The sequence below is a fragment of the Shinella sp. 838 genome (assembly GCF_029623935.1).
In the GTDB taxonomy this organism is placed as follows: Bacteria; Pseudomonadota; Alphaproteobacteria; order Rhizobiales; family Rhizobiaceae; genus Shinella.
Genome location: NZ_JARSBQ010000001.1, coordinates 1014673 through 1030006 on the forward strand (window position 1 = coordinate 1014673; position 15334 = coordinate 1030006).

The following is a 15334-nucleotide window of genomic DNA, read 5'->3' on the forward strand; positions in this document are numbered from 1 at the left end:
AAGAGATATGGCAGGGCCATGCTGGCGCAGCTTTCGATCCGCGATATCGTCCTGATCGAAAGGCTCGACCTTGCTTTCGAGCCGGGCCTTTCCGTGCTGACGGGCGAGACGGGCGCCGGAAAATCCATTCTTCTCGACAGTCTGTCGCTCGCGCTCGGCGGGCGGGGTGACGGCTCGCTGGTGCGCCATGGCGTGGATCGCGGTCAGGTGACGGCGGTCTTCGACGTGCCGCATGGTCACGCCGCCCGGACGCTCCTGCGCGACAACGGCATCGACGACGATGGCGACCTCATCTTCCGGCGCCAGCAATCCGCCGACGGGCGCACCAAGGCCTTCGTCAACGATCAGCCGGTCTCCGTGCAGCTGATGCGGCAGGTCGGCCAGCGCCTCGTCGAAATTCATGGCCAGCATGACGATCGTGCGCTTGTCGATACCGATGCGCACCGTCTGCTGCTCGATGCCTTCGGCGGTCTCGGCGAGGCGGCAGGCGATGTCGGCACGCTCTATCACCAGTGGAAGGAAGCCGAACGCACGCTGCGCCGTCACCGTGACAAGGTGGAAGCGGCTGCCCGCGAGGCCGATTACCTGCGTTCCTCCGTTGAGGAGCTGGAAGTCCTCTCGCCACGCGATGGCGAGGAGGATGCGCTGGCGGAAGTCCGCGCCCGCATGATGAAGGCCGAGCGTATCGCCGGTGACATAAACGAGGCGAGCGAATTCCTGAATGGCAATGCCTCGCCTGTGCCCCTCATCGCCGCGCTTGTGCGCCGTCTTGAGCGCAAGAGCCACGAGGCGCCGGGCCTGCTGGAGGAGACGGTCGAGCTGCTCGACCAGGCATTGAACCAGCTTTCCGACGCACAGATGGCCGTCGAGGTGGCGCTGCGCAAGACCGAATACGATCCGAAGGAGCTGGAGCGCACGGAAGAGCGCCTCTTCGCCCTGCGCGCGGCCGCCCGCAAATACTCCGTGCCCGTCACCGGCCTTCCGGCCCTTGCCGCCAAGATGATCGCCGATCTTGCCGATCTCGATGCCGGCGAGGAGAAGCTGGTGCGGCTTCAGGCGCATCTTGCCGAGACGCGTGCCGTATTCGACCAGGCCGCCCGTTCGCTCTCCGACAAGCGCCACCATGCGGCGGACGCGCTTGCCGCCGCCGTCATGGCGGAGCTGCCGGCGCTGAAGCTGGAGCGCGCGCGCTTCACCGTCGAGATCACCACCGACCTGGAGGGTGGCGCGGAAGAGGGGATCGACACGGTCGAATTCCACGTCCAGACCAATCCCGGAACGCGTCCCGGTCCGATCATGAAGGTCGCCTCCGGCGGCGAACTCTCGCGTTTCCTGCTGGCGCTGAAGGTGGCGCTCGCCGACCGCGGCTCTGCGCCGACCCTCGTCTTCGACGAAATCGACACCGGCGTCGGCGGTGCGGTGGCCGATGCCATCGGCCAGCGGCTGAAGCGGCTGTCCTCCACCGTGCAGGTGCTCTCCGTCACCCACGCCCCGCAGGTCGCGGCCCGTGCGGCGACGCACCTTCTCATCTCCAAGGGACCAGTCGAAGGCAGCGAGACCGTCGCCACCCGCGTCGCCCGCATGGACGATGGCGCGCGCACGGAAGAAATCGCCCGCATGCTCGCCGGCGCTTCGGTGACCGACGAGGCGAGGGCGGCGGCGGCGCGGTTGCTTTCGGGTGGGGTATAGCCGGCGACGGCCCCTCATCGTGCTCCCATCTTTTCTTTCACCTCATTTCCTCTAGAACGGTGGCAGAATCCCGGAGCAGGCCATGGCGAATGTGAAAACCCCCGTCGAGAATCTCAATGAAGAAGAGGCTGCGGCAGAACTCGCCTTTCTGGCGGCCGAAATTGCGCGCAACGACGACCTGTACCACGGTCAGGACGCGCCGGAAATTTCGGATGCCGACTATGACGCCCTGAAGCGGCGCAACGAGGCGATCGAGGCGCGGTTTCCGGCGCTGGTGCGCGACGACAGCCCGTCGCGCCGCATCGGCTCGGCTCCACTGCCGACCTTCGCGCCGATCACCCATTCGCGCCCGATGCTCTCGCTCGACAATACGTTCTCCGACGAGGACGTCCGGGACTTCGTCGCCTCCGTCTATCGTTTCCTTGGCCGCCTGCCGGACGATTCGATCGCGTTTACCGCCGAGCCGAAGATCGACGGCCTTTCGATGTCGATCCGCTACGAGAACGGCCGGCTGGTCAGCGCGGCGACGCGCGGCGACGGCACGACGGGCGAGAACGTCACCGCCAATGTCATGACCATCGGCGAGATCCCGAACCGCCTGCCGGCCGGTGCGCCTGATGTCGTTGAGGTGCGCGGCGAGGTCTATATGGCCAAGAGCGACTTTCTGGCGCTCAACGAGAAGATGGCGGCGGAGGGCAAGCAGACCTATGTCAACCCGCGCAACACGGCGGCGGGCTCGCTGCGCCAGCTCGACGCGACGGTGACGGCGAGCCGAAAGCTGCGTTTCTTCGCCTATGCCTGGGGCGAGATGTCGGCCATGCCGGCCGATACGCAATATGGCATGATCGAGGTGCTGAAGGCCTGGGGCTTCCCGGTCAATCCGATGACCAAGCGGCTTTCCCGCGTCGATGACATCATCGCGCATTACCGCGAGATCGGCCTCGACCGCCCGGATCTCGACTATGACATCGACGGCGTCGTCTACAAGGTGGACGAGCTGGCATTGCAGGAACGCCTCGGTTTCCGCTCCCGCTCGCCGCGCTGGGCGACGGCGCACAAGTTCCCGGCCGAGCAAGCCTTCACCACCGTCGAGGATATCGACATCCAGGTGGGCCGGACCGGGGCGCTGACGCCCGTCGCCCGCCTTGCACCCGTTACCGTTGGCGGCGTGGTCGTCACCAATGCAACCTTGCACAATGCCGACTACATCGCGGGTATCGGCAACAGCGGCGACCGCATCCGGCCGGAGGGCCATGACATTCGCATCGGCGACACCGTTATCGTGCAGCGCGCGGGCGATGTCATTCCGCAGGTGCTTGACGTCGTGCTGGAGAAACGCAAACCGGAATCGCAACCATACGAATTTCCGACGGAATGCCCGTCCTGCCGCAGCCATGCCGTCCGCGAACGCAACGAAAAGACCGGCCGCCTCGATTCGGTGACGCGGTGCACGGGCGGGTTCGTCTGCCCCGCGCAGGCGGTGGAGCATCTCAAGCATTTCGTCTCGCGCAACGCCTTCGACATCGAAGGCCTCGGAACCAAGCAGATCGACTTCTTCTTCACCGCGCAGGACGACAGTCTCAGCATCCGCACCGCGCCTGACATCTTCACGCTCCGGAAGCGGCAGGACGAATCCGAGCTGACGAAACTCGAGAATATTGACGGTTTCGGCAAGGTGAGCGTTCGCAAGCTCTATGATGCCATCGATGCGCGGCGCTCCATCGCGCTCAACCGTTTCATCTACGCGCTCGGTATCCGCCATGTGGGGGAAGGCAATGCCAAGCTGCTGGCGCGTGCCTATGGCACCTACGCGGCCTTCGAGGAGGCGCTGATCGCGGCGTCGTCGTTTTCGGGCGACGCGTGGACCGAACTGAACAGCATCGACGGGATCGGCGAGGTTGTCGCCCGGGCTCTCGTGGAGTTCTACAAGGAACCGCGCAACCTTCAGGTCATCGCTGCCCTGCGCAAGGAGGTGGAGCCGCAGGCCGCCGAAGCGGTGGTGGCGACTGCGAGCCCGGTTGCCGGCAAGACGGTGGTGTTCACGGGATCGCTGGAGAAGATGACGCGCGACGAGGCCAAGGCGATGGCTGAGCGGCTGGGCGCCAAGGTGGCGGGTTCTGTCTCCAAGAAGACGGATCTCGTGGTCGCCGGGCCGGGCGCCGGCTCCAAGCTCGACAAGGCGCGGGAGTTCAACGTCGAGGTCATCGACGAGGACGGCTGGCTCGAGCGGGTCAAGGCGCCGTGACGATCGAGCCGCGCACGAGGAAGCGGCCGTCGAAGGTCATGGGCACGCCCTGGCCTTCGTTGTAGTCCCGCGTGCCGCCGAGATAGGCATGCATGTGCAGGTGCGGCTCGGATGAATTGCCGGAATTGCCGACCCGGCCGAGCGTTTCGCCCTTCGTGACGACCGCGCCATCGGCGACGGCGACCGAACCCTTGCGGAAATGGGCAAGCAGGATGCGCGCCGAGCCGCAGGCGAGGATGATGTGGTTGCCCGCCGGCGCCTCGGTATTGCTCTCGGAGATGCGGTTGTCATCGACACCGTCGTGGGTGGCGATGGCGACGCCGTTGCAGGGGCTCTTCACCTCCCGGTCATAGATCTCGTAGTCCGCAAGGTCCTTCGGCATCAGCCCGTTCGCGCGCATGCCGAAACCGTTGAGCGCGACGATGTCGAGCGCGAAGCGCTGGCTCTGGCTGGCATGGTGATAGTTGATCGAGGTCGTGCCGCCGCCCTGGCCGACATAGTAGGTGCCGGCGGCGAACGGGAAGGCGAGCTCCACGGCCGTCTCCTTGTAGCCGTAGCCGGAAAGGGCCCGTGCCGTCAGCGCCAGGAAGAACACGGCCATGGCTGCGGTGAAGCCATGCGCGCGCAAGAGCGAGGGTGATGCATTCCAGGGCCGGCCGCGAACGCGCAGATAGGAGAGGGCGGCGGCCACGACGAACGCCGCCGGCAGGAGCATTGCAAGGGCGGAGCCGAGGAAATCCCAGCGCCCGATGACGGCGACGAAGGCGAAGTAGGCCGCCCCGTAGGCGACGCGTGTCAGCCAGCCGAGCCGGTCGATGGGGCGGGGCAGAAAGAGCCAGGAGAAGAAGAAGGCCGGGAGGAGGACCTGGGTGGTCAGCAGGATGAGAATGGGCCATGCCATGGTGAAGCCTTGCGGGGTCTGGGATGCCCATTTCGATGCGGACACGGATACTTGTCTTTTGTTCAATCCGCAGATGCGTATTTGGTTCCGCTTTTTCAAGCCGTTGGCCGCTATGGACCGGTGTAGCCGGCGGCACGGATATCCACCCGCCGCCCGGCCGGGTCTCCTGCAAACAGGATGGCGCCTGTCGACTTCGATTCTGCGGCGACATAGTCGAAGACAACGTGGCTCTCCTCGACGATCTTTTCGCCTTCCATCAGCCGCCCGATGACGGTGACGGCTGCCGCGGTGGTGGTTCCGGAATTGGCGATGTCGAAGGTGACGCGCTGTCCGGCGCCGGTCTTCTCCGTCGTCAGCACCGTGACGGAAAGGTCCGGTGGCGTCGCCTCCCGCGTGAAAGCCTCCCAGCCGATCCAGCCGAGCATGCCGGCGACGAGGAGGGCGGAGACCAGGCCGGTCAGCCATTCGATCCAGTGCGGATCGTGGCGTTCGCGATGGCGGCCCCGTTCGGATCGGGTCATGGCTGCCTCACAGGATCAATCGCGCGGCTGCGGCGCCAAGCGCTGCGGGAAAACCGAGCACGATGACGGACAATGCGACCTCGACCGGCGCACTGCCGCCAAGGCGCTCGAAGATCCACAGGGCGAAGATGCTGATCGCCAGCGCAATGACATAGCCGGGCAGGGTGAAGCGCACGAAGGCGTGCCACCAGGGCGTCTGCGGGGAAAGCTCGTGCCCGCCGGTGAAGGACACCGCATAGACGAAGCCGTGCATAAGGGCGATGGAGATGAGGGCGACGGCAAGGGCGTGCCCGGCCGTCATCTTGTAGGCGAGCACCATCATCTCGTCGGTCGGCGCGATGTTGAGCGAGAGAAAGAGGGCCCCGGCCGCCATCAGCAGCAGCTCGCCGGCATAACTCGTCTCCTTCGTTCCGGTGTCATCGTCGTCATGGCCGAGCTGGCTGCGGCCAAGCATGGCGCCGATGCTGGCGGGGACGGATTGCAGGGCGACCTTGCCGGAAAGTTCGCTCGCCGGCATGCCGCCACGCAGCAGGCCGAGCGCCGTCAGCACTACCAAGCTGGTCAGGATGCCGATGCCATAGGCGATCGCCGCGTCACGGATTGTCTCGCGCCAGCCAAATGTCTCCTCGAAACCGATGCGATGGGCGAGCAGGATCAACAGGGGAATGTCGAGGAGGAGCAGCAGGAACAGGCGCTCGCGCGCCATGGAGAAGCCGAGATGCCACATTTCCATGGTCATCAGCATGGGCAGCGCCAGGAACAGGGCGCCGGCGACACCGCGGCCGAGGCCGGTCACGAACCGGTTGAGTTCGTCTTTGTCCGCCGCCGTCTGCGCGTCGTTTCCGGCCATGAAAACCCCCTCGCAAAAGCGCGGGGGTAACGCGGCGCGGACCGGATGGTTCCGCGCCGGTCAGGTGTCATTGTTTAGAAGCGATCCGGCTTCTTGGCCTTCGGCTTACGCGGCGCGCCGTCGGGCTTGGCGAATTTTTCGTCGCGCTTGCCCTTGAAGGGCTTGGCACCGGCGAAGGGCTTGGCGGGTTTCTTGCCGCCGTCTTCACGGTCCTTCCAGTGCGGCTTGGCGGCGGCACCTTCCGGCTTGTCGAAATCGCGCTTCTTCTCGAAACGCGGCTTCTTCTCGAATTCGCCCTTCGGCTTCCAGTCGGCGCGGCGTTCCGGCTTGTCGTAGCGCTGCGTCTTCTCGCCGGGCACACGCGTATAGGGCTGCGGCGTCAGGTCGGGCTGGCCTTCCAGCACGGTAACGCGGATGCCGCGCTCCAGCATGCTGCCTGGGCCGAGATGGCCGAGGAAGCCGTCGGCGGAAGCGGCGGAGAGCTCGATATAGGTCTCTTCCGGCTGCATCTTGATCGCGCCGATCTCGTTCTTGGTGATGCTGCCGTTGCGGCAGAGCATCGGGATCAGCCAGCGCGGTTCGGCGCGCTGCTTGCGGCCGACCGACACGGAGATCCAGACGCTCGCCCCGAAACCGTCGCGCGGGCGCTTGGTTTCGGCGGGAATGAAGTCGTTGCCGCGCTCGCGCGGCTTGCGCTGTTCGAGCGAGACCTCGACCAGGTCTTCCGGCGCCGAGCGGCCAGCCTTGAAGAAACGGGCGACGGCGGCGGCCAGCTGGCGGGCGTCGAACCGTGCGGCGAGCGCGTCGATCGTCTCGACCTCGTCTTCTCCGATCGTGTCGGTCAGCATGGGGTCGGCGAGCAAACGCTCGTCGTCGCGGCGCAGGATGTCCTCGGCGGACGGCGGGGTCGCCCAGTTCGCCTTGAGGTTGGCGGCCTGCAGCAGGCGCTCGGCCTTGCGGCGGGCGCTGAGCGGCACGATGAGCGCGCTGACGCCCTTGCGGCCGGCACGGCCGGTGCGGCCCGAGCGGTGCAGCAGCGTTTCGGGGTTGGTCGGCAGGTCGGCATGCACGACGAGCTCGAGATTGGGCAGGTCGATGCCACGGGCGGCGACGTCGGTGGCGATGCAGACGCGGGCGCGGCCATCGCGCATGGCCTGCAGCGCATGGGTGCGCTCGTTCTGGCTGAGTTCGCCGGAGAGTGCCACGACCGAGAAGCCGCGATTGTTGAAGCGGGCGGTCAGGTGGTTCACCGCTGCGCGCGTCGAACAGAAGACGATGGCGTTCTGCGCATCGTAGTAGCGCAGAACGTTGATGATGGCGTTCTCGCGGTCGGCGGGCACGGCCAGCAGGGCGCGATAATCGATGTCGACATGCTGCTCCCGCTCGGACGCGGTCGAGATGCGGAGCGCGTCGCGCTGGTAGTTCTTGGCGAGCGCGGCGATCTCCTTCGGCACTGTCGCCGAGAACATCAGCGTGCGGCGGTCTTCCGGCGCGGCTTCGAGGATGAATTCGAGGTCTTCGCGGAAACCGAGGTCAAGCATCTCGTCGGCTTCGTCGAGCACGACTGCGCGGATGGCGGAGAGATCGAGGTTGCCGCGGGTGATGTGGTCGCGCAGGCGTCCCGGCGTGCCGACGATGATATGGGCGCCGCGCTCCAGCGCGCGCCGCTCGTTGCGCACGTCCATGCCGCCGACGCAGGAGGCAATGACGGCGCCGGTCATCTCGTAGAGCCATTCCAGCTCGCGCTTGACCTGCATGGCGAGCTCGCGCGTCGGCGCGATGACGAGGGCAAGCGGGCTCTCGGCGCGGGCGAAGCGTTCTTCGCCCTCAAGCAGCGTCGGGGCGAGTGCGAGGCCGAAGGCGACGGTCTTGCCGGAGCCGGTCTGGGCGGAGACCAGCGCATCGGAATCGCCGATCTTGGGGTCGGAGACGGCGATCTGCACCGGCGTCAAGGTAGTGTAGCCGCGTTTTTCCAACGCCTTTGCCATCGCCGGAGCGAGGCTTTCAAAACTCGTCATGTAGGGTCTTTCGGAATTCGGGTTCCGCGACGATCTGGCGTCGCACTCTGCGCTCGTATGCGACGGGCGTGTCAACGCGCTCTCTACTGGGCATTGAGCGAAATGTACAGTGCGCAAAATGCAATGCTGCCCAGCGGCGGGGCCTATCGCCGCCCAAGGTGTTTGCCGATTGTCTTTTTGCGCTGCACAAGATAGAAAACGGCGCCTCCTGGAACCGATCCGCAGAGATCGTGCAGGCGGCATCGCCCGCGGGAGAGGGCGAGAGCAAGGAGGAACCGTCGATGCAGACCTTTACAACCATCGCGGATTTGCGCGCGGCGCTGGCGCCGCACCGGCTGGACGGTCGCACCATCGGTCTCGTGCCCACTATGGGCTACCTTCATGTCGGCCATATGGAGCTTGCCCGGCGGGCCCGCGCCGACAACGACATCGTCGTCGCCACCATCTTCGTCAATCCGCTGCAGTTCGGAGCAAACGAGGATCTTGCGCGCTATCCGCGCGACCTTGCCCGCGACCAGGCGATGCTGGAGGCCGAAGGCGTGCACTATCTCTTCGCACCCGGCGTCTCCGACATGTATCCACGGCCGATGGAGACTGTCGTTGATGTGCCGAAGCTCGGCTCGGAGCTCGAAGGGTCCGTCCGCCCCGGGCATTTCGCGGGGGTCGCGACCGTCGTCACCAAGCTCTTTAATATCGCCCAGCCGGACCGCGCCTATTTCGGCGAGAAGGACTTCCAGCAGCTCACCATCATCCGCCGCATGGCCGAGGACCTGGCGCAGCCGGTCGAGGTGATCGGCGTGCCGACGGTGCGCGAGGCGGACGGGCTCGCCTGTTCCTCGCGCAACGTCTACCTCTCGGCCGGGGAGCGCGCCGCTGCCACCATCGTGCCGCGCGCGCTGGAGGAAGCCGAGCGGCTGATCGTGGCGGGCGAGACGGATGCAAGGCGCCTGGAGGCGGGTGTTACCGCCTTCCTTGCCAGCGAGCCGCTCGCCAAGCCCGAAGTGGTCGCGATCCGCGATCCGCAGACGCTTGCCGAGATCGACACGGTCGGCGATCGACCGGTTCTTTTGTTGCTTTTCGTGCGCTTTGGGAGCACGAAACTCCTCGATAATCGGGTTTTTGGCCCGAAAAACATGAAAAAGGTAGCGTGACATGAGCGTACATACCGCCAAGCGCCGTCTGGCGCCCGCCGATATCCGGGCCCTCAAGGGCGAGCGTCCGATCGTCAGCCTCACCGCCTACACGACCCCGGTCGCCAAGCTCATGGATCCCCATGTCGATTTCATGCTGGTCGGCGACAGCCTCGGCATGGTGCTCTACGGTCTCGATTCCACCGTCGGCGTGACGATCGAGATGATGATCGCCCATGGCCAGGCCGTCATGCGCGGCTCGTCCAGCGCCTGCGTCGTCGTCGACCTGCCCTTCGGCTCCTACCAGCAGTCCAAGGAACAGGCCTTTGCGACGGCTGCCAGGGTTCTCAAGGAAACCGGCTGTTCGGCGATCAAGCTGGAGGGCGGGGCGGAAATGGCCGAGACGGTGCATTTCCTCACCCAGCGCGGCATTCCGGTGCTCGGCCATGTCGGCCTGATGCCGCAGCTCATCAACACGACCGGCGGCTACCGCTCGCTCGGCCGCAACGACAAGGAAGTCGAGAAGATCCGCAAGGACGCCGCGGCCATCGACGACGCCGGCGCCTTCGCCATCGTCATCGAGGGCACGGTCGAGCCGCTGGCGCGCGAGATCACCGGCACGGTCAAGGCGCCGACCATCGGCATCGGAGCCTCGCCGGCCTGCGACGGACAGGTGCTGGTCGTCGACGACGTGCTCGGCATCTTCACGGATTTCAAGCCGCGCTTCGTCAAGCACTTCGCCAATCTCGCCCCCGTCATGAGCGAGGCTTTCGCGACCTACGCCGAAGAGGTGAAGGCGCGCAGCTTTCCGGCACCCGAGCACACGTTCCAGCTCAAGAAGAGCTGATAATCGATCAGCGCCGGAAGAAAAACGGCGCTGATTGATCAACGACGCTGAACGGTCCATCAGCCATATTGGTTTGCGGGTGGATCGCGCCTGCTCTATGGGTGGCGGATCGTTTCCTGCAAGTCCGGCCGGAAGACCGCCGTGCGCTCCTCCCGGATTTGCGACAGATTTTGAGCAGACCCATGACCCCCGCCACGAAAGAAGAAATCCGCGACGCCTTCCGGCGTGGCAGCGCCGTCGCGATCGCCGCGGCGCCATTTGCCGTGCTGTTCGGCGCCGTCGCCGTGGACAACGGCCTGACGATCGCGGAAGCGGCGCTGATGAGCGCGACGCTTTATGCCGGCGCCAGCCAGCTCGTCGGCGTCGAGCTCTTCGATCACAATGTCGCGCCCTGGCTGGTGGTGCTGTCGATCTTCGCCGTGAACTTCCGGCACGTGCTCTATTCGGCGGCGATCGCCGCCCATATCCGGCATCTCACCTTCTGGCAGAAGGCGACGTCGCTGTTCTTCCTCACCGACCCTCAGTTCGCCGAAACCGAGCGTCGTGCGGATGCGGGTATCCGCGTCAGCTATATCTGGTCGATGGTGCTCGGCCTCAGCGTCTATGTGCCCTGGCTCTGCCTGACGGTTGTCGGGGGATTGCTCGGCAACCTGATCGGCGACCCCAAGGAGATCGGCATCGACGTGCTGCTGCCGATCTACTTCATGGGCTTGGTGCTCGGCTTCCGCAGCCGGGCGAACTGGCTTCCGGTGGTGCTGGCCTCCTCGGCAGGCTCGATCCTCGCGCTGCATTTCGTCGGCTCGCCCTGGCATGTCAGCCTTGGCGCGCTTGCGGGGGTGCTCGTCGCGGCGGTCATGCCGCTCGATGACAAGGCACCGGCCGAGCCGGTCGGCGACGCTGCACGCGGGGAGGCATGAGCATGGACACGCTGTTCCACACGCAGACGCTGCTGATCATCGCCGCTGGCGCCATCGCGACCTACCTGACGCGCGTCGGCGGCTATGTCTTCATCACGCGCATGAAGCGCATCCCGCCGCGCGCCGAAGCGGCGCTGAACGCCGTTCCGGCCGCCGTGCTCACCACGCTGGTGGCGCCGGCAGCCGTGACGGGCGGTTTCGACGTCAGCGTGACGATGGCCATCGCTTTCCTGCTTGGCCTGCGTCTCTCGCTCCTGCCGGTGCTGGCCATCGGCTGGGTCGTCGTGATGGTGCTGCGTCAGTTCATCGGCTGACCGGCGCCGTCGCCTTTTCCAGCCAGCTCTTCGTTGCTTCGTCCGACAGCAGCGGCGTGATCTTTTCGCGCACATCCGCGTGGTAGGCGTTCAGCCAGGCAAGCTCGTCGTCCGTCATCAGGGCGGCGACGACGAGCCGGCGGTCGATCGGGCAGAAGGTCAGCGTCTCGAAGCCGAGCATGTCCATGTCGCCGCCGTCGACAGGGGCGGCCGGCAGGACGTGGATCAGGTTCTCGATGCGGATGCCGAAGGCGCCGGGCCGGTAGTAGCCGGGCTCGTTGGACAGGATCATTCCGGCCAGAAGCTCCTGCGTCGAAAGCCGGGAAATGCGCTGCGGACCCTCATGCACGGAGAGATAGGAGCCGACGCCGTGGCCTGTGCCATGGGCGAAATCGGCACCGGCCTTCCACAGCGCGATGCGGGCGAGCGGATCGAGGTCGCAGCCGCGCGAGCCTTTCGGGAAGCGTGCCGTGCTGATCGCGATCATGCCCTTCAGCACCAGGGTGAAGAAGCGCTTCTGCTCTTCCGGCACCGCGCCGATCGCCACCGTGCGGGTGATGTCCGTCGTGCCGTTGATATACTGCGCGCCGGAATCGATGAGGAAGAGCGTGCCCGGCTCGATGAGCGTGTCCGATGCGGTCGTCACGCGGTAATGCATGATGGCGGCATGCGCGCCAGCGCCCGCAATGGTGTCGAAGGACACGTCCTTCAGCGGGTTCTGATGGCGCTCGCCGACGCTGGCGCGCACGGCCTCCAGTTTCTTCGTGACGGCCATTTCGGTCTGCGTGCCGGGCGTCGTGCCGTCGAGCCAGGCGAGGAACTCCACCATGGCTGCGCCATCCTGAAGGTGGGCACGCGCGGAACCCTGCAGCTCGACCGCGTTCTTGCAGGCGCGGGGCAGGCGGGCCGGGTCGTTGGCCTCGACCAGCGTGCCGCCCTTGCGGCGCACGATCTCGGCGAGCGCGAAGGGCGCCTGGTCAGGATCGATCAGGATGCGCTTGCCCTCGGCGGCGAGCGCCGCGATGCGCTCGTCGAACTGCGACGGCGGTACGAGGTCGGCGAGCTGGGTGAGGTAGGCCTCGGGCTCGATGCCGGTCTTGCGCTTGTCGAGGAAGAGCTGCGGGCGACCCTCTGCCGGAATGATGGCGCGGGCCAAGGGATGCGGCGTGTGCGGCACGTCGCTGCCGCGGATGTTGAAGATCCAGGCGATGGAGGACGGGTCGGTAACGGCGAGGGCATCCGCGCCGGCCTTGGCGGTCGCCTCCGCCATCTTGGCGAGCTTGTCCCTGGCCAGTTCCCCGGCCTGGTCGATCGCCTGGATCGTCACGCGGCCGAGCGGTTCGCTCGGGCGGTCGGCCCAGGCCTTGTCGAGCGGATTGTGGGGCAGGAAGACGAGGGCGCCGCCGAGGCCGGCAAGCGCCTTCTCGAGGCGGCGCACTTCCGCGCCGGTGTGCAGCCACGGGTCGATGCCGAGACGGAAACCCTTCGGCGCGTGGTTCTGCAGCCAGAGATGCGGCGGCTCGCCGACAAGGTCGCCACCGGTGTAGACGCTGCCGTCGACCTGCTCGGCGAGCTGCGTGACATAGCGGCCATCGACGAAGACCACGGCCGCACCGCGCATGACGAGCGCAACGCCGGCCGAACCGGTGAAGCCCGTCAGCCAGGAAAGGCGCTCGGCCGAGGCCGGCACGTATTCGCCCTGATACTCGTCGGCGCGCGGCACGAGGAAGCCGTCGATGCCGAGTGCATCGAAGCTGGCGCGCAGCGCATCGGCGCGTTCGCGGCCGAACTGGGGCGTGGAGGTGACGTCGAAACTCTGGAACATGGGGGACTTCCGGTATGGCGATGAATCGTGCCGGCAATCTAAAGCATGTCGCGCAAAAGTGCGCGGCGGTTTTGCGCTGCCGGCATGCGAAAAACCTAAGCATTGAAGCGCAGAGAGCGAATATGGCCGATCGCGGTACGCTTTGGCCTATCGGCCGGCTGCGTCAAAGGCGGGAGAGATAGCGCTCCAGCACGGTGCGGGTCAGGCGCTGGTTGTTGCGATACCAGTCGTCCTCGGTGAAGAAGGCGGGTTCGCCGGCATCCCAGCCGCTCATCGAAAAATCCGACTGGCGGGCGAGGAAGGCGACGAAGTCTTCCTCGGTCTTCCACGCCGCGATGGGGGAGCCGAAATAGGCCCCGCCATCCTGCACGTCGGCGAGCATGACGCCGTCATCGGTGCGGATGAGGCCCTGGCCGCAGAAATCCCGGTGATAGTCGTAGATCACGCCGTTGCCCGGCACCTCGTTTGCCAGCTTTCGCCAGAGCTGTTCGGCCAGCGTTGCGCCGAGAGGCTTGCGGCTGAGGGCATCGCGCAGGGACAGGGCGATACGACGGCGTTCAGCCTCGGTGCGCGTGGTGCTTTCGACGCGGTGCGGATTCCTGCGCGCCTCGATGTTGGCGCGGATCGCGATCCACAGCACGAAGACGATAATCGCAAGGGTGATGAGCGGAATGATGGTGGCGGCCATGATCAGGAAAGCTCCCGGATCGTGCCAAGAGGTCTGTAATTGGACTTATGCATTGTGTGCATGGCACCCATGTCCCAAAGGCTCTGTCGCAAATTTTCGAATCTTGTATAAGCGGCGCCAACGAAGCGAAACAAAACGCGCTTCAAGCGAAACGAAGTGAAAGTTCCTCCAGTCCTTCGGATCGCAAAATGAACTGCCGAAAGGCAAAAGACTAGGTGTTCCGATCAGGCGTCTTGCCGGTCACTCCTCCTCCCTCCTCCGGGAAGGCGCTCGGAACACATAGGCCCGCTTGAGCACTCCTCCTCCTCAAGCTCGCGGGCAGGTCGGTTCGCCGGCCCATAGGCGGTGCCTCTGGCACCGCCTTTTATTTTGCCTGTATTTCCCTTGCGTTGAAGCGGGATGTTGCCACCCCGCTTCCGGACGGTGCCGTCACCGCCGGTTGTCGAGGTGGATCGTCACCCAGCCTTCGCGCCAGATCGTGCGCACATGACGCAGGCCTGCGCCATTGTAGGCAGCAAGCACCTTCCAGCGCTGCGAGGCGAGGATGCCGGACAGGATGACATCGCCCTGCGGCGCCAGTTGTGCGGCGAGCTGCGGCGCCATGCGCATCAGCGGCCGGGCGAGGATATTGGCGATGATGAGGTCGAAGGGGCCGTGGCGGCCGAAGGCGGTGGAGTGGAAGCCCGGCGCTGTTTCCAGTGCGACGCCGGAGGCGATGCCGTTGAGGCGGACGTTTTCCCGTGCGACGCGCGTGGCGATCGGGTCGATGTCCGTCGCCAGAACCGTGACCGGGGCGAGCTTGCGCGCGGCAATCGCCAGAACGCCGCTGCCGGTACCGAGGTCGAGAACGCGCTTGACCTTGCGCGTGCGCATCACGTCGGAGATCACCTCCAGGCAGCCCGCTGTCGTGCCGTGATGGCCGGTTCCGAAGGCCTGGCCGGCGTCGATCTCGATGGCGATCTCGCCAGCCCGCACCTTGCCGCGGTCATGCGAGCCGTGCACGACGAAACGCGCGGCGCGCACCGGCTTCAGGCCTTCCAGCGACTTGGCGATCCAGTCGATATCGGGCAGTTCCTCGCGCTCGATCGGCGCATCGGGAAACGTGTCGGCAAGCAGCGCCGCGAAACGCCCGTGGATTTCCGCCTCGTCCTCACGGAACATGTAGACGGAGGCTTCCCAGATGTCTTTCTTCTCGTCGATCTCCATCGTCGCGATGGCATAGCCTTCTTCCTCGAAGGCGTCGGTCATCAGCGAGAGGGCGATATCGGCCCGCTTCTCGGTCGTGGTGATATAGAGGCGGATTTCGCTCACGGCTCGGGGTCCCTGTTGTTTCAGGTCCGCCTAGCATGTCCGAAAGCCGAGGGCAAAGGTGTATGCCCGGCCTGACGA

13 protein-coding genes are annotated in these 15334 nt (G+C 65.9%); 6 read left to right on the forward strand and 7 right to left on the reverse strand.

Features of this window, described 5'->3' with window-relative positions:
• Positions 1 to 18 precede the first annotated feature (18 nt).
• Together recN and ligA are read left to right on the forward strand one after the other, a co-directional pair.
• Complete coding sequence (gene recN / locus P9A16_RS04785) at positions 19 to 1689, forward strand: DNA repair protein RecN (protein ID WP_023513534.1); 1671 nt, start codon at positions 19 to 21, stop codon at positions 1687 to 1689.
• A gap of 82 nt (positions 1690 to 1771) precedes the next feature.
• Positions 1772 to 3934: an NAD-dependent DNA ligase LigA gene (gene ligA, locus P9A16_RS04790; RefSeq protein ID WP_278025563.1), complete on the forward strand. Its 2163-nt coding sequence runs from the start codon at positions 1772 to 1774 to the stop codon at positions 3932 to 3934.
• On the opposite strand, the gene P9A16_RS04795 is transcribed toward ligA, so the two are convergent.
• From P9A16_RS04795 to P9A16_RS04810, 4 genes are all read right to left on the reverse strand, one after another.
• On the reverse strand, positions 3921 to 4835 hold the full coding sequence (locus P9A16_RS04795) for a M23 family metallopeptidase (RefSeq protein ID WP_023513532.1): 915 nt from the start codon (positions 4833 to 4835) through the stop codon (positions 3921 to 3923). The genes ligA and P9A16_RS04795 overlap by 14 nt on opposite strands.
• Before the next feature lie 110 nt (positions 4836 to 4945).
• The gene (locus P9A16_RS04800) at positions 4946 to 5356 is read right to left on the reverse strand and encodes a TIGR02588 family protein (RefSeq protein WP_023513531.1); all 411 of its coding nucleotides are present in this window, start codon (positions 5354 to 5356) and stop codon (positions 4946 to 4948) included.
• A gap of 7 nt (positions 5357 to 5363) precedes the next feature.
• Positions 5364 to 6206: a TIGR02587 family membrane protein gene (locus P9A16_RS04805; RefSeq protein WP_023513530.1), complete on the reverse strand. Its 843-nt coding sequence runs from the start codon at positions 6204 to 6206 to the stop codon at positions 5364 to 5366.
• 74 nt (positions 6207 to 6280) lie between these two features.
• On the reverse strand, positions 6281 to 8224 hold the full coding sequence (locus tag P9A16_RS04810) for a DEAD/DEAH box helicase (RefSeq protein ID WP_023513529.1): 1944 nt from the start codon (positions 8222 to 8224) through the stop codon (positions 6281 to 6283).
• 281 nt (positions 8225 to 8505) lie between these two features.
• Here P9A16_RS04810 and panC point away from each other — a divergent pair, with 281 nt between their 5' ends.
• The 4 genes from panC to P9A16_RS04830 all read left to right on the forward strand — a co-directional run bounded on the left by panC (position 8506) and on the right by P9A16_RS04830 (position 11432).
• Positions 8506 to 9375, forward strand: a complete 870-nt coding sequence (gene panC, locus P9A16_RS04815; protein ID WP_023513528.1) for a pantoate--beta-alanine ligase — start codon at positions 8506 to 8508, stop codon at positions 9373 to 9375.
• Between the two features lies 1 nt (position 9376).
• Positions 9377 to 10201 carry a 3-methyl-2-oxobutanoate hydroxymethyltransferase gene (gene panB / locus P9A16_RS04820; RefSeq protein ID WP_023513527.1) on the forward strand — a complete coding sequence of 275 codons (825 nt, stop codon included), beginning with the start codon at positions 9377 to 9379 and terminating at the stop codon, positions 10199 to 10201.
• 182 nt (positions 10202 to 10383) lie between these two features.
• On the forward strand, positions 10384 to 11118 hold the full coding sequence (locus P9A16_RS04825; protein ID WP_023513526.1) for an AzlC family ABC transporter permease: 735 nt from the start codon (positions 10384 to 10386) through the stop codon (positions 11116 to 11118).
• Between the two features lie 2 nt (positions 11119 to 11120).
• Entirely contained in the window at positions 11121 to 11432 is a 312-nt protein-coding gene (locus P9A16_RS04830; protein WP_023513525.1) for an AzlD family protein, read from the forward strand.
• Here P9A16_RS04830 and P9A16_RS04835 read toward each other — a convergent pair.
• The 3 genes from P9A16_RS04835 to P9A16_RS04845 all read right to left on the reverse strand — a co-directional run bounded on the left by P9A16_RS04835 (position 11422) and on the right by P9A16_RS04845 (position 15256).
• Positions 11422 to 13257, reverse strand: a complete 1836-nt coding sequence (locus P9A16_RS04835) for an aminopeptidase P family protein (protein WP_024271549.1) — start codon at positions 13255 to 13257, stop codon at positions 11422 to 11424. The genes P9A16_RS04830 and P9A16_RS04835 overlap by 11 nt on opposite strands.
• A gap of 163 nt (positions 13258 to 13420) precedes the next feature.
• Positions 13421 to 13945, reverse strand: coding sequence for a hypothetical protein (locus P9A16_RS04840; protein WP_024271550.1), 525 nt, complete (start codon positions 13943 to 13945; stop codon positions 13421 to 13423).
• A 429-nt stretch (positions 13946 to 14374) separates the two neighbouring features.
• On the reverse strand, positions 14375 to 15256 hold the full coding sequence (locus tag P9A16_RS04845; protein WP_023514276.1) for a 50S ribosomal protein L11 methyltransferase: 882 nt from the start codon (positions 15254 to 15256) through the stop codon (positions 14375 to 14377).
• Between the last annotated feature and the right edge of the window lie 78 nt (positions 15257 to 15334).

What these genes read in the sequence shown, in the direction of transcription:
- recN (WP_023513534.1), top strand. Translation starts at nt 19, where the DNA reads ATGCTGGCGCAGCTTTCGATCCGCGATATCGTCCTGATCGAAAGGCTC.
- ligA (WP_278025563.1), top strand. Translation starts at nt 1,772, where the DNA reads ATGGCGAATGTGAAAACCCCCGTCGAGAATCTCAATGAAGAAGAGGCT.
- P9A16_RS04795 (WP_023513532.1), bottom strand. Translation starts at nt 4,835, where the DNA reads ATGGCATGGCCCATTCTCATCCTGCTGACCACCCAGGTCCTCCTCCCG.
- P9A16_RS04800 (WP_023513531.1), bottom strand. Translation starts at nt 5,356, where the DNA reads ATGACCCGATCCGAACGGGGCCGCCATCGCGAACGCCACGATCCGCAC.
- P9A16_RS04805 (WP_023513530.1), bottom strand. Translation starts at nt 6,206, where the DNA reads ATGGCCGGAAACGACGCGCAGACGGCGGCGGACAAAGACGAACTCAAC.
- P9A16_RS04810 (WP_023513529.1), bottom strand. Translation starts at nt 8,224, where the DNA reads ATGACGAGTTTTGAAAGCCTCGCTCCGGCGATGGCAAAGGCGTTGGAA.
- panC (WP_023513528.1), top strand. Translation starts at nt 8,506, where the DNA reads ATGCAGACCTTTACAACCATCGCGGATTTGCGCGCGGCGCTGGCGCCG.
- panB (WP_023513527.1), top strand. Translation starts at nt 9,377, where the DNA reads ATGAGCGTACATACCGCCAAGCGCCGTCTGGCGCCCGCCGATATCCGG.
- P9A16_RS04825 (WP_023513526.1), top strand. Translation starts at nt 10,384, where the DNA reads ATGACCCCCGCCACGAAAGAAGAAATCCGCGACGCCTTCCGGCGTGGC.
- P9A16_RS04830 (WP_023513525.1), top strand. Translation starts at nt 11,121, where the DNA reads ATGGACACGCTGTTCCACACGCAGACGCTGCTGATCATCGCCGCTGGC.
- P9A16_RS04835 (WP_024271549.1), bottom strand. Translation starts at nt 13,257, where the DNA reads ATGTTCCAGAGTTTCGACGTCACCTCCACGCCCCAGTTCGGCCGCGAA.
- P9A16_RS04840 (WP_024271550.1), bottom strand. Translation starts at nt 13,945, where the DNA reads ATGGCCGCCACCATCATTCCGCTCATCACCCTTGCGATTATCGTCTTC.